This window comes from Arcticibacterium sp. (genome assembly GCF_055134445.1).
In genome coordinates this window covers 1-13,327 of the sequence record NZ_JBSRVI010000030.1, presented here as the reverse complement: position 1 = coordinate 13,327, position 13,327 = coordinate 1, and the positions used below count along the sequence as shown (strand labels likewise).

Sequence of the window (13,327 nt, the reverse complement as noted above, 5' to 3'; positions counted from 1 at the left end):
TCTTCCGATCTTACAGTCCTATATAAATAAAATCCAAGAGGTCTGTAATCACTTTCCGATGTACAGACTAAGAGTAAGTGGGGCAGATGAACTAGGCTTTAAGTAATGGACGCTATATAATCTTTTGTACTTACATCCAGGTACTTAAAGCCTAGTTCATCTGCCCCACTTACTCTTAGTCTGTACATCGGAAAGTGATTACAGACCTCTTGGATTTTATTTATATAGGACTGTATTCCAGCTCTTTCTGTCGGAAATTCTATGGATAGTTGATCCACAAAATTGTCGTAACCCTGAGCATGGTTATAAAACTTGGGGTCGTCTCCAAAGGAAACTTTATCAAAACCATTTTCATCCATTTTATGGAGATTCAGTTTATCCATAATATCAAAATACTTGAAAAACTGATTCAAGTTTTGCCCCTCATCTAATCCTCCGAGGTAATGAACTCCTGTATCAAAAATGGCTTTATCGCGTACAAAAATCTGTAAACTGCCCCCAAATTGTCTGTTCTTCTCTAAAACACAGACCTTAAAACCTTCTTTGCTTAAAATGTAGGCACACTCCAAACCGCCTAAGCCGCTACCTATAATGACGTAATCGTACTTTGGCATTTATTTTCTTAAAACGTAGATGATGTTAGACGTTCTTTTGGTTTTATCAATTCGCTCAAAACTCAGATGATGCTTCGTAGCTATTTCTTCAATAAACTTTCCAGACAAAAATTCTAGTTTGTTTTGTGTTTTATTGAATCCAAAATTCGTAGAGAAAAACTCGGTAAGTTTGGTTCTTTTATGCCTTTCTTTCAAATCACTATCCCCATCTCTAATTAAAATTAACCCATCTTTATTCAAGTTTTCAATGGTTTTCTCAATCAGTTTTTCTTGTTCCACTTTTGGTAAATAATGAAGAATGTCGCTTAAAACGAAGGCGTCACTCTGCTGTAAATCACTTTTGGTGGCATCGGCAGTTGAAAATGTGATGTTTTCTGTTCTAGAGAAACAATTTGCCGCTACCGCAATTTTATCTTCATCGTAGTCGCTACCAATGATAGTTCTATCTGGACTTCTAAAACCTAACATAAGTGGAAGAAATCCATAGCCACAACCAATGTCTGAAATAACACCCTTTTTAGGAAGAATTTCATCAAACAACCTATAGCTATCTTCTAATTTTACCTTAATTTTCATGTACCATTCTAGGACAGGACCTTTGTAAATATAGTTAGTTCTTAGCCTATCATAAAAGTAATCTACGGTTTCTTTTTCCGCTCTTAGTTTCTCGTATTCCGCTTTAAAATAAGAACTTATGAGCTTGGTTCTTTTACTATAATTGTTTCCAAAATGTTCATCATCGGCAGAAATTCTTGGCAAGTATTTAACCGTAATTTCTCCTGGCTTCAGCAAGAAATTATCTTCCCTGCCCTGCACAAAGGCCGTTCCATGAAAAATAATAGGTACTATGTCTAGTTTCAATTTGTCTGCTATGAAAAAAGCTCCCTTATGAAACCTCCTTAGTTTTTCTGATGGCGACCTAGAGCCTTCTGGGAATATGGCAATAGAATAGCCCTGATTGACTAAGTCACGAATTTGAACTAGGTTTTCGTCATAACCCGCTTCCTTAGGAATAAAGCCTCCCATTCTCACGATAGGCCCCATAAACGTATTATGCCACACCCAGTCATTGACCATTAAAATGAGTTTAGGATTCAGTGATTGCATCAAGAGTGAATCAATCACAGAATGGTGATTACAAATAACCATAGCTGGTTTTTTGAATTGCTCGTTTTTTATATTTCGTATTTCTTTACGGACGTGCGTATTGACGTAAATCATAGACTTCGCAGACCAATGCCTCACCTGATGAAACCACCTTTTTCTTACAGATAGTTTTAAAGGCAACAGTTTCAAAATAATAAAACCGATGCTCATCATAATGAAACAACCCACGCCAAAATATACAAAGGCAAAAATTGATCTGAGGAGACTCATCAGCGTAAGAGGGACCCGTTTCTTGGCAGTTCTCTTGGTAATTAAGAAATGAAAAAGGGCTGGCTGAATGGTATTAGAGACCAGCAACACTGAAAACATTCCAATGACTGCAATGAGTCCTATCGACTTCAATGCAGGGTGTTGAGCAAAAACCAGTACACCTATACCTATAATGGTGGTAAACGCAGAAAGGAAAATAGCAGATTTATAATTTGCTAGATTCTTCTTTCCTCTTTTATACTCGTTATTGAGGGCATCTGTAATAAAAATACTGTAGTCGTCTCCTAAACCAAAAATGAAGGTAGAAATAATGATATTGATGATGTTGAATTTTAATCCAAACAAGCCCATCAGACCAAGGATTATTAACCAACTCAGTACCATAGGAATATAGGTAATGAGGGCTAATTCTATTCGGCCATAAGAAATTAACAAAAAGACAAAAACCAGTATTGAAGAAATCCCTAGAATAAGATTAAAATTGTTTTTAATGCTAAGAACAAAGCTATTTGTCAAATACTTCTTACTGAAAATCTCCATGTCTGGATTATTCTCAAATGCATCAATTATTTCCTTTTCAAAAGCCAATGGTGTTTTAATGGTGGTAATAACCGAACTTCCATCTGAACTTTCCGAGATATAATTCTCCAAAATAAGCTGACTAGATTCTCCGTAGCTCTGACTGTTTATTGGTTTTAAGTCTTTATCTAAAAGTTTGTAAAACTCACTGAAGGCATCTGGTTTAAATTTGAATTTTAGACCTTCAGATACCAGCATCTGCTTTACCGTTACTTTGCGTTCCGGAGTCCAAAATGTATTCCAACGATTTATTCTTTCTAGCTGCTCTTCTTCAGATAAAAGCAGCGAACTCACATTGGCATATTTCTTAATCTTCCCTTCTTCATGCAGTTTTTCCAAAATAGGTAAACTGGCTTCTGTGTGGCTTAAAGCTTCATTGATGTTTTTAGATTTAGCAACCAAATAAATGGTAGAAGTACCGTAGTCATGACTGATATTACTCAGGTGCTCTTCTGCACGCTTAGTTTCTTCAGACATGTAATTCATCTTCATCATGTCCGCCTCAAAAGCTACTTTTCTGGAAGAAAAAATGGAGATAACCGCCAAAACCAAAATTAAGCCAATAAGAATCTTATTCTTCTCAAATGGGTATCTTCCTATTTTAGAAATCAGATTGTCTTTAAACTCGAACTTGTCTTCTACTTTAAATTCCTTCAGCAGATGTGGGTAAACCACCAAGATAAATAAAGCCGTACCTCCCAAAGCCAAGGCAGCAAAAATTCCAAAGTCCTGTAATGCCTCAGAATCTACAAATAGCAAACTCAAAAAAGCACCTATGGTGGTAAATCCACCTAGCGTTAGTGGAAAAGATAAATCCTTTAAGGCGGCTACCGCGGAATTAGTATGCTTAAAGTGTGTATAAAAATGTATGGCAAAGTCTACCGAAATCCCTAAAACTATAGACCCGGCTCCTATCGCAATTACCGAGACACTCCCCCTTATTAAGTAAAGCATTCCCATGGAGAACAATAAGCCAAACAGCACCGGAATAAATATAACGAGGAAAGAACTCCATCTTCTAAAGAAATAGGTAATCAGTATAAAGAGGGATATCATGGTAATACTTAAGGTTACCAGAATATCCTTTTTAATTCGGCTGGCATTTCCTGTGGCCACCACAGCTGTTCCAAAAGGTTCCGCTATTATCTCTCCAATTTTTTGATCGTTGGCATATTGAATGGCTTCTTCTATATGGTCTATGAGTTTCTTGTTTTTTGCCGTATTTTGAGAATCCGCTTTGGGTTTGATAAAACAGAGTAAGTTCTTTTTGTCTTTGGTAAAAACGTAACCTTCATCAAGTTCAAAATTGTCTTCTATCTGAAGTGATTCCAACTTTTTTAAAACTGGTCCCGAAATACCCAAGGGATCTTTCAGAATATTCTGTTTTACAGCCATGCCAGATGGCGACATCAAACTTTTAAAATTATTTTCCATCGAAGCCTTTATGGCTTCTGGTTTTATTTGTTCTTCTAACTTTTCAAAATCTTTTTGCTCTAGAAATACAGGTAGATTTTCTAGGTAAACGTCGTTCACCTTTAAGAATAAATCCTCCTGCATTTTTACGGATATATCCTCTATCAAATTATCAGAATGATCTAGGGCTTTTAACCTTTCCGCAAAAACATCAGCATATTCCTTTAGTAAATACTCCTGTTCTGCAATCGTACTATCTTTAAAATAGATATTAATCGCAATGCGATCTAGGTTTTTAAGGTTCTTGAGGGTTTCATTTATAGTTCTAATCTTACCATTGCTGGGCATCATTTTAGTAATATCCTCTTCAAATTGAATTTGAGAGGCATTATAGGTCAGAAACGTGACCAATGCACCTGTAGAAACAAACAAGAGCGTTCTGTTTCTTTTGAAAAACTTAAATAGAAAAGCGAAAAATAAACCCATTTTAAACTTAAGACTTTAAACGCCTATTGAGTTTTATTGTAATAAATGTAACCAAACCTCCAACAACAGCCATTCCAATAGCGAAAACAAAACTACCCAAAATATAGGCGGGAAGCTGCTGCTTCATGACTTCTAAATTTAATTCTGTCTGGAAAATTGGTGTATTTTCGTTGAGTAGCATTTGCCCAACTTTCAGACTACCATAAAGTATAAACGGAATAAAAGGCGGGAAGCTAATGTTAGCCGCCAATATGACAATTGCCTTATTCAGTTTAAGAAAATGAGCCAACAATATGGCCGTAGCCAACTGGTAGCCCCAGATAGGAATAATGCCCATGAAAACGCCAAAAGCAACACTTAAGGCTTTCCTCGACGCTTTCTCCTCAGGATTTAATAGCTTCTCATCTATAAATTGCCTTATAGAGGCCTTATTTATTTTCTTAAAAAAACGAAATGGTATGTACCAGAAAAAGGCTAGAGTTACCAAATAGGTATTTAGAACACTGATTCTAAAAAAGTCTTTAAAGGGTCTAAAGTGAGAGACTCGTTCACCTTCTTTGGCATAGAAGACCTTAATAGGAACTGGAATTACAGGCACATTTTTCCATGCCGTTTTTACCATGATTTCTATCTCAAATTCATACTTTTTAGTATAAAGATTGATTTTATCCAATACATGAAGGGGGTAAAGCCTAAAGCCCGATTGCGTATCTGGCAAGTCAATGCCAGTTTCTAGCTTGAACCAAAAATTGGAAAACTTGTTGCCAAATGTATTTTTCTGTGGCATATTTTCCTGCTGGAGATTTCTAGCACCTATCAGCATGGCCTCCGGGTTTGCCACTAAGGCCTCTAAGAAAACAGGAATGTCATCTGCAAAATGCTGTCCGTCGGAATCTATTGAAATGGCGTAGCTAAAACCTATCGCTTTAGCATGTTTCAAGCCCAATTTCAATGCATGCCCCTTTCCTTTATTCTGAGTATATGAAAGTGTTTCTATCCCCGAAATACCAGCCAAAATTGCTTCAGTTTGGTCAGTGGAACCATCATTTATTACAATAACGGAATTGGAATATTGCTTTACATCCTCAATAACCTCTGCTAAGGTTTTCTCATTATTATAGGAAGGGATTAAGACGCAGCAGGAGAGCTCGTCCATTTTGGTTTTATACGCTGAGTTATTCACTTAATTTGGTAAGTACTCTTTGTAGAAAAGAACTTAATATTATCTGCACTTAGGGTTCCAGAGGCTTTTATAGTCGTGTCAGATTCTCGACTAAATTTTAATTCTAAAACCAGATTAACATGTTCTTCTGGATTTAAAACAGCCATAAATTTCAAGTTTGATTCCTGAATTAATTGTAGTTTTTCTTCGCTTAATTGCTCCAAAACCTCTTTAAAAAGTTGTAGTTGACACACGCCAGGTACCACAGGCATTCCAGGAAAATGTCCTTTATAGATTTCATGTTCGGGATTTAATGCTATCTGAACCTGATTCACATCTCCTTTGGTAGTCTCTCTAATGTAAAAGAAAGTATTAAGCAGCATTTAGGACTTCTTTAGGTTGATCAATTTAATTCTTAATCTAATATCGTGGTGTTGAACAGAAATCTCATTTGGAAACCCATTTAAGTGATTAGCGAGTTCAATTGTCAGCTTCCTTTTGTTTCCTTTAGCACGCTCTATCTTCTCCAAATCACCGCTCTGCTTATCTGTAAAATAATAATTTGAAAACTCCGAGCCTTCCAGTCTGTCTACCCTGTGGCCCACTTTATCCGTGAAAACGCTGGTCTGTTTTGAATCCAAATCATTCATCAATAGGATTTCTAAGTCTTGCTGAATGGTCTTAATAAAAAGTGGCCTATCAAACTGAGGAATAGTATAATGGACGATAGACTGTCCATTGTCAAACTCTAGGTCAAAAAGCTTCAAGCCCATTTCTGTAGTAAAAATAACTCTATATGCACCAGAACTCACCTGCTTTGTGAGTAAGAGTCCACTAAAGTTTTTGGTGTACAGTTTAATATTGGCCTTAAACAAATAGGAATTAAACTTATCTTCAAAAATAGGTTTTAGCTGCTCTACTTTTTCAGAACTAGAAACTGGCATCAATTTCTGATAATGGCCAAGACTACAGCCCGTCAAGACCAGTAAAAGCAAGCAAATGCTAAACCTTAAACTTAGCATCCGAAATCGGAATGTTATTTTTCCTATTCAAAAACTTAATGCTGGTATAATCTCCTCCAGGCTCCATCATTCTAACTTTTTCTATCTCAAACGTGCTCTTATCGATGCTCAACTGAATGGATTTCAAAAACTGCTTCGTACCGCTACTCACTGGTGTTAGCTCCAATAAATACTCCGAGGCATTCATATAGTATTTTACATCATACTCCTTATTATCAAGCAAGTTCCCATTTACGACACTCATCATCATGTCATTAATGCCTTTAAACATCTTATTAGAATTGACATTATATCGGCTCACTTTGCCATCATTTTTGATGAACATTTTACCATCAGAAAGCACGATTACATAACTGAATGGCTCCGTATATTCCCATCTGAGTTCATTCTGTTTTTTGAAGAAAAACTTCCCTTTGCTAACTATTTTTTCTGATAAGACACTAAGATACTTTTCCTGAACAAATTGGCTTTCTGTGGTATTTATTTTTTGATTTTCAATACTCAATTTCTTCTTAAAAACGGTCGTCTCTGTCATGACTTTATAGCCAGCGGGTGTCTGAGCCAAACCACTTAAACTCATCAATAAAACCATCAAAAAACCAAAAATATTAATCCTGCTCAACATATGCTTTCTCCTCTAATAATTTATCCAAAGGTACAATTTCCACACCTTCATTTTTACAATAAATTAATATGTTTTCCAAAATGGTGTTCGTTCTCAGAAACGTATCATGCAGCAATATTATTTTACCGGGGGCTATTTGACCCAAAACTCTTTGTGAAATAAGCTCTGCCGAACCTGCTCCTGTATCGAAGGAACGGATACTCCAGCCTATATTTTTAAAGTGCAATTTCTCCGTAGCACTTGCTATTCTGGGTGAGGTCACACCAAATGGTGGTCTGAAATAAAGCATTTCTTTACCCGTCAAATCAGAAACCAATTTATTCGTTTCTATCAACTCTTGCTTTAGTGCTTTCACTGATTTAAAAGCTAAGGAATGCGTATGACTAAAACTGTGATTACCTATTAAATGCCCTTCTTCATGAATTCGTTTTACTATATCCTCTTTACCGTCGATATTTTTCCCTATTAAAAAGAAGGTAGCTTTTACCTGATACTTTTTAAGTGTATCCAAAATCACAGGAGTTATTTCTTCATGAGGGCCATCGTCAAAACTTAGGGCTATTTGTTTTCTATCTGCCTTTCCCGTACAAAGTGCCTTTAAAAAAAACTGGGAGTTGATCTTAGATGAACCAAAAACAATGAGTGTAAGGAAGCATAAAAGTGGGAGGAAAATCCATAATGCCGAAATGCCTAAACTGAAATGAAAAGCTAAAAGAAGAATGGCAAGACCTATGAAGAGATACCGATAAAACTTAAATCCAAGACTTAACATTTCTGGATCAAAGTTAAACTGTAGTTTTCACCCATGAAACCATTGAAGATTAGAACACGCTTTAGTTCTGATTGCTTTCTATGCTCCATTAATATATAATCAGGTATCGCTTCATTTTTAATCATATTGGCAGCCAGATATAGGGCATAAGAGACGCTTGTGGCATATTCTCCACTTAAATGCTTATAATAAGCGGCAGTTTGATTTTCAAAAAGAGTCGTTTTTATGTGCTTATAAATACCATCAAAACGCAGATCCCCATTGATGCCATAAAGTACTAAATCAATATCCGAAACGGCCATTTGATTGGCTTTAAGAAATTCAAGTATCCAAGACTCTAAGGCGGTTTCGCCTTGCGGTTTATAAAGCATATCTACACCTGTTATTCTGGCGTAGGTATTCTCCTTCTTAGTGTTTGAAAGCGTAAAAAAAGCGGCCCCTTCTCCCGAGTACGCTCCGACACTTTGACTTGTTAAAACATCCTCTCCTTCCGATTTTTTCCAGTAAGAAATTCTATCATAAAGTTGATGAAAGCCCTCGGTCATTTCATCATGTCCACCCACTAAGACATTTTCACAATCGCCCTCCTCTAACTTCATAAGACCATCTAAAAGAGCATTTTCAAAAGAAAAAGCCCGCTGTACATAAGTGAAGTTATAATTTCGGCATGCTAATAATAATGCAATTTGTGCCCCCAATGTATTATGCGTAGACTGGATAAAGGACGTTGGCGTCAACAGCTGTTCGTCGTTATCAATAATACTATTCAGGAATTTTTCTGTGTCTTGTAAGCAGCCCATGGCTGTACCAGAAATAATAGCATCTGGCAGCGTCACTTCTGCCTCTTGGAGAGCTTTGAAAGCAGCGACCACGCCCATTTTCACCATTCTTGACATTCGCCTAGCTTGAGCCGGATTTATATACGTTTTATAGTCTGGTTCAATAGGTTTCACGCCAAGACCATTCACAATATTTGGCGAAGCATCATAGTCTAATCCTTCAAGAGAATCTTGCGGAGAAATAGCACCAATACCGTTAATATATGCTTGCACTTAAACTTTCTTAAATAATAAGGAAGTGGTGTTTCCTCCAAAACCAAAGGAATTAGACAGAACGTATTTAATATCCAAGTCTCTTCTTAAAGACAAATTGGGCCTAAAATTCACCTCTTCCATAGGCGTTTTAAAATTTAAATTAGGGAATACTAAATTATGCTGCAAAGCCAAAACTGAAAACACGGCTTCTATACCACCACATGCTCCTAGGGTATGTCCTGTAAAAGATTTGGTACTGCTAATGGGCGGCACTTCCGTTCCAAATACTCTTTCAATAGCTGTTCCTTCGCTCAAATCATTTACATGAGTACCTGTTCCGTGAGCGTTAATGTAACTCACCACATTTGGATGAACATCCGCCATTTTTAAGGTTTGAGAAATTGCTAAAAATGCACCTTCTCCATTCGGTGAAGAAGCGGTTTGATGATAAGCGTCATTGGTATTGGCGTAGCCTACTACTTCTGCCAATTTTTGTTTACTGGCAGATGCTCTTTCAGATTCTAAAACTACATATCCAGCACCTTCCCCTAGGTTCAGACCCTTTCTGTTGGCATCGAATGGTTTGCAAAGCTCTTCATCCAAAATCATGAGGGTATTAAAACCATTCAAGGTAAATTTTGAAAGAGCATCTGTTCCACCTGCCACTACCCTATCCAGAATACCATTTTTGATGAGTCTCGCTCCTAATAAAATGGCATTGGAAGAGGACGAACAGGCGGTGCTTATGGTGTTCAAATAAGCTGTAATCCCTAAATGATCAGCTATTTTCTCTGTGCTGTAGGCACCTTCGTGGTTTATACCCTCTTTAAGTATCTCCCCCTTTTCAGATTTATCTAAATATCTGGACCAATTTAGCTCTGTACTGCTCATGCCGCCAACACTGGTAGCCGAAACTATGCCTGTTTTAAATTCCGAGACATCTTGAATTCCAGCATTTACCAAGGCTTCTTTAGCGGCTAAAACACCTAACAAGTCGGTTCTGGAGTGAGGAATGTCCTTATTTACCTGAGCCATTTGTATCAACTCCTGATTAGTAAAATTTACCTCGCCCACCGGTAAATGACCTAATCGTGTTTCTATGTTCTTAAGCGTTCCTATTCCCGTTTTGCCCGTTTCTAATTTAGACAATGCCTCAGGCACATTACTGCCAATGGCAGAAATGCAACCCAAACCCGTTATAAAAACTCTTTTTGACACAGATTAAACCTTAGCGTTTTCTTCTATATATTTCGCCATGACATTGATAGATTCAAAAATTGCTCTTCCGTCTTCTGGGTTCACAATCTTGATTCCATAATTCCTTTCCAGCAAAACTATCAGCTCCAAAGCATCAATAGAGTCTAAACCTAAACCGTCACCAAAAAGCGGTGCATCGTCTTGGATTTCTTCTGGTGTTAGATCTTCCAGGTTTAATGCTTCTATAATTTGAAGCTTAAGATTTACTTTTAAATCGCTCATTTTTTTAGTTCAAAATATTAATTCTAAGTTCTCCTTAGTATGTTCTAAAGCAAGGCAACCTTGCTCTTTTTCAATGGTATATAAAACAGCTTTATAATTCTGATCAAAAAAGTCTACCCATCCCATTATGGCACATTGGGCTTGGCCACTTAACAGTATATGCTCTACATACCGTTGCATAAATTCGGCATCAAAGGCCTCAAAAATAAATAAACTTTGTTCGCCCACGAACTTATGTTTTATGCCAATTTCTCCTAATAAAATATTAGGCAAGGTATAAACAAATACCGCTGGACTCGGAAAATAGGCCTCTTTATCAGAAATAGAAACTTGGTGCTTCATGTCCGTTTCTAAAGACGAGGAGGCGTTGGACACAAAAAGAGAGACTTCTTCTGGCTTATACCTTTCATTTAAAGGATTAGCTTTCATTAAATACTCCGTTGCCAATAAAGCTAACTTACAGAGCTCATCCATTTTATAAAACTTGGGATAATCCAGCTCCATTCCTTTATAAATATCTTTCAAAAATACATTATTCTCCTGTGTATCATCAAAAGCAAAAACCTCCTCCTTATTCAGGAGAACTTTTCCGTTTTCAATCTTAACATAGTTGGTTATGTAGCTCATATTTTTTGAAACAATACCGAAGCATTAGAACCTCCAAAACCAGCGGCCAATTTTAAAGCATATTTCAATTCTTTTGACACTGTTTTATCAAAAATATGAATAGGTTGGCTTACACCATTTTGCTCAAAATTATGTGTTTTCACCAACATACTTTGTTTCATCTGCATCACGGTGATGACAGACTCTAAAACGCCTGCTGCTCCTAGTGTATGTCCAAAATGGCTTTTAAGACTATTCATAGGCACCTTTGAAAGTCCTGCTCGCGAAACTGCAAAAGATTCCATTTCATCATTAAAAGGCGTGGCTGTACCATGTCCAGAAATGAAGTCTATATCACCAGCTTTTACGGCTGAGCTTAGAAGTGTTTTTTGTATGCTTAGTAATAGTCCTTCGCCTGTTCTAGACGGACCAGAGATATGATTGGCGTCATTGGTAGAACTTCCGCCTAAAACTTGTATTTCTCCTTCTCCTTTTTTTAACACCATTGCGGCACAAGCCTCACCCAAATTTATGCCGTCCCTAACTTTGTCGTAAGGTTTGCAAACGCCGGCACTCAATGCTTTAAACGACAAAAAACCCGACACGATAAAAGGCGTGAGTAAGTCTACCCCCACCACCAAAGCGGTGTCATATTGACCAGCTTCTATCAATCTTTTTCCTAAATTAATGGCTACCACACCAGATACGCATGCATTAGATACCACCAAGGTCTTATTGGGATTATGGAAAAAGGAGGCTACCACCTCGCCAGTTTTCCAGAGATATTTCCTGTCTGCATCGAAGCCTGATACACGGTCAGAGTCTAATAAATCTATGTTGCCTTTTGTGGTAGATAGGATGATGACCGTCCTGTTACTTTTTAGGTTTATATCAGCATTCTGTTTTAAAACCCCGTCTATACATAGGATAAGCAACTGTTCTAAAAATGTAAATGATTGAGCTTTTGCCAAATCCGAAAATCGTGTTTGTATTTTTCTTCGGTCCAGTTTAGCGGAATAAAAAGGCTCCTTAAACTCAGGCTCATCTATACGCTTAATGGCTGTCTCGCCAGACAAAAGAGCCTTGAAGTTCTCTTCTGCTGTTATTCCAAGTGGAGAGATGATATTTTTTGCAGCTACAAAAACACTCACATCAAACCCTCTTTAAGTTTCCATGCCTCAAAAAACGGCGGATTAGTAATGTAAAGCTGCTTTTCTAGCGTCATAAACACTTGTGTAGTACTTCCACTAGCCACAAGCTCATCTGTAGACTCTTTAAAAACCTTGAATTCAAAGACTATCTTGGCGGCCGCAGTAGGTATAAATGTGGTTTCCACAATGACTGTATCGCCGTAGGCCACCGTTCTTTTATAATCTACATTCAATTTCACAATGGGAGCCAAAAAGCCCTCACCGTATATTTTCATATAATTTATATCAAACGCATGTCCGAACGCTTCTCTTCCTTCTTCAAAAAACTTGACATAGTGTCCATGCCAGACTATCCCTAAAGAATCTACCTCGTTAAATCTTACTTTTACTTTCGTTCTGTTTACCAAGCTTTTCATTCTTCTTTCAGGAAAATTTTCATTTCGCACTCCGCCACGCACTCCTCTTTCAGAAATACTTTTCCTTCAATAATAGTTACACCCATTACCACATTGACCACCTCCACAGCCGTTACTAGCTCGTCGCCTAATTTGGGTAATTTAGAAATGACCATTTTTTTTACGGCACCTATGAAGCCAATGAGTGGTTTCTCTTCATCTGAAAGCTGGCTAGCATAATGACCAATTCTTAGGGCTGCCGTTTGAGCAATATTTTCTAGTAAACCAGGCTCTATAAACTCCCCGTTTTCCAAAAAAAGATTTCCCTCCAAAATAGTCAAGCCAGAAATCGTGGTGGTTTCGTCACTGAACCAAAGCTTGTCCACCATTTCAATAGGTGGTTTTTGAGGTATCAGTTTAGAAACGGCTTCTCCTTCTAATAATGGTCTTTCGGGTAAGGCAATCATGTGTTTTGTTTCCAAAAAGGATAATAATTAAACCATTGTTCCGGGTATTTCCTGACCATGGTTTCTACCTGTTTGGTATAAATATCTAAGAGTTTTTTTACCGTCTGTTCTGTTTCTACTTCTTTCCTACTTCTTTTTACTTCTA

At 37.3% G+C, this 13,327-nt stretch carries 14 protein-coding genes; all 14 read right to left on the bottom strand.

The features are described 5' to 3' along the window. Positions 1-98 precede the first annotated feature (98 nt). The 14 genes from ACTBZY_RS03900 to ACTBZY_RS03835 are packed head-to-tail and all read right to left on the bottom strand — an operon-like array spanning position 99 to position 13,182. A complete protein-coding gene (locus tag ACTBZY_RS03900) occupies positions 99-614 on the bottom strand; it encodes a phytoene desaturase family protein (protein ID WP_463045025.1) in 516 nt (171 codons plus the stop codon). After that, a complete protein-coding gene (locus ACTBZY_RS03895) occupies positions 615-4,469 on the bottom strand; it encodes an MMPL family transporter (protein ID WP_463045024.1) in 3,855 nt (1,284 codons plus the stop codon). It abuts the gene before it with no gap. Positions 4,470-4,476: 7 nt separating this feature from the next. After that, positions 4,477-5,652 carry a DUF2062 domain-containing protein gene (locus ACTBZY_RS03890; RefSeq protein WP_463045023.1) on the bottom strand — a complete coding sequence of 392 codons (1,176 nt, stop codon included), beginning with the start codon at positions 5,650-5,652 and terminating at the stop codon, positions 4,477-4,479. Next, positions 5,649-6,014, bottom strand: coding sequence for a 3-hydroxyacyl-ACP dehydratase (locus tag ACTBZY_RS03885; protein WP_463045022.1), 366 nt, complete (start codon positions 6,012-6,014; stop codon positions 5,649-5,651). Before ACTBZY_RS03885 ends, ACTBZY_RS03890 begins: the two co-directional genes overlap by 4 nt. Then, positions 6,015-6,653 (bottom strand): flexirubin biosynthesis protein LolB2, encoded by a 639-nt coding sequence (lolB2, locus tag ACTBZY_RS03880; protein WP_463045021.1) that lies wholly within the window; start codon positions 6,651-6,653, stop codon positions 6,015-6,017. After that, a complete protein-coding gene (gene lolA2 / locus ACTBZY_RS03875) occupies positions 6,634-7,278 on the bottom strand; it encodes a flexirubin biosynthesis/transport protein LolA2 (protein ID WP_463045020.1) in 645 nt (214 codons plus the stop codon). The genes lolB2 and lolA2 overlap by 20 nt, the downstream gene beginning before the upstream one ends. Then, positions 7,262-8,050 carry a polysaccharide deacetylase family protein gene (locus ACTBZY_RS03870; RefSeq protein WP_463045019.1) on the bottom strand — a complete coding sequence of 263 codons (789 nt, stop codon included), beginning with the start codon at positions 8,048-8,050 and terminating at the stop codon, positions 7,262-7,264. The genes lolA2 and ACTBZY_RS03870 overlap by 17 nt, the downstream gene beginning before the upstream one ends. Next, positions 8,044-9,102 carry a beta-ketoacyl synthase chain length factor gene (locus tag ACTBZY_RS03865; protein WP_463045018.1) on the bottom strand — a complete coding sequence of 353 codons (1,059 nt, stop codon included), beginning with the start codon at positions 9,100-9,102 and terminating at the stop codon, positions 8,044-8,046. Before ACTBZY_RS03865 ends, ACTBZY_RS03870 begins: the two co-directional genes overlap by 7 nt. Further along, positions 9,103-10,302, bottom strand: coding sequence for a beta-ketoacyl-[acyl-carrier-protein] synthase family protein (locus ACTBZY_RS03860; RefSeq protein WP_463045017.1), 1,200 nt, complete (start codon positions 10,300-10,302; stop codon positions 9,103-9,105). Between the two features lie 3 nt (positions 10,303-10,305). Further along, complete coding sequence (locus ACTBZY_RS03855) at positions 10,306-10,563, bottom strand: phosphopantetheine-binding protein (protein WP_463045016.1); 258 nt, start codon at positions 10,561-10,563, stop codon at positions 10,306-10,308. A 9-nt stretch (positions 10,564-10,572) separates the two neighbouring features. Continuing rightward, positions 10,573-11,190, bottom strand: coding sequence for a 3-oxoacyl-ACP synthase (locus ACTBZY_RS03850; protein ID WP_463045015.1), 618 nt, complete (start codon positions 11,188-11,190; stop codon positions 10,573-10,575). Further along, a complete protein-coding gene (locus ACTBZY_RS03845) occupies positions 11,187-12,320 on the bottom strand; it encodes a beta-ketoacyl synthase N-terminal-like domain-containing protein (protein WP_463045014.1) in 1,134 nt (377 codons plus the stop codon). Before ACTBZY_RS03845 ends, ACTBZY_RS03850 begins: the two co-directional genes overlap by 4 nt. Next, entirely contained in the window at positions 12,317-12,736 is a 420-nt protein-coding gene (locus ACTBZY_RS03840) for an acyl-CoA thioesterase (RefSeq protein ID WP_463045013.1), read from the bottom strand. Before ACTBZY_RS03840 ends, ACTBZY_RS03845 begins: the two co-directional genes overlap by 4 nt. Next, positions 12,733-13,182 carry a 3-hydroxyacyl-ACP dehydratase gene (locus tag ACTBZY_RS03835; RefSeq protein ID WP_463045012.1) on the bottom strand — a complete coding sequence of 150 codons (450 nt, stop codon included), beginning with the start codon at positions 13,180-13,182 and terminating at the stop codon, positions 12,733-12,735. The genes ACTBZY_RS03840 and ACTBZY_RS03835 overlap by 4 nt, the downstream gene beginning before the upstream one ends. Positions 13,183-13,327: the final 145 nt, after the last annotated feature.

Bases quoted from the DNA above. Each gene is read 5' to 3' on its own strand.
- ACTBZY_RS03900 (WP_463045025.1), bottom strand. From the start codon at position 614: ATGCCAAAGTACGATTACGTCATTATAGGTAGCGGCTTAGGCGGTTTG.
- ACTBZY_RS03885 (WP_463045022.1), bottom strand. From the start codon at position 6,014: ATGCTGCTTAATACTTTCTTTTACATTAGAGAGACTACCAAAGGAGAT.
- ACTBZY_RS03850 (WP_463045015.1), bottom strand. From the start codon at position 11,190: ATGAGCTACATAACCAACTATGTTAAGATTGAAAACGGAAAAGTTCTC.
- ACTBZY_RS03835 (WP_463045012.1), bottom strand. From the start codon at position 13,182: ATGATTGCCTTACCCGAAAGACCATTATTAGAAGGAGAAGCCGTTTCT.
- lolB2 (WP_463045021.1), bottom strand. From the start codon at position 6,653: ATGCTAAGTTTAAGGTTTAGCATTTGCTTGCTTTTACTGGTCTTGACG.
- ACTBZY_RS03840 (WP_463045013.1), bottom strand. From the start codon at position 12,736: ATGAAAAGCTTGGTAAACAGAACGAAAGTAAAAGTAAGATTTAACGAG.
- ACTBZY_RS03855 (WP_463045016.1), bottom strand. From the start codon at position 10,563: ATGAGCGATTTAAAAGTAAATCTTAAGCTTCAAATTATAGAAGCATTA.
- ACTBZY_RS03870 (WP_463045019.1), bottom strand. From the start codon at position 8,050: ATGTTAAGTCTTGGATTTAAGTTTTATCGGTATCTCTTCATAGGTCTT.
- lolA2 (WP_463045020.1), bottom strand. From the start codon at position 7,278: ATGTTGAGCAGGATTAATATTTTTGGTTTTTTGATGGTTTTATTGATG.
- ACTBZY_RS03895 (WP_463045024.1), bottom strand. From the start codon at position 4,469: ATGGGTTTATTTTTCGCTTTTCTATTTAAGTTTTTCAAAAGAAACAGA.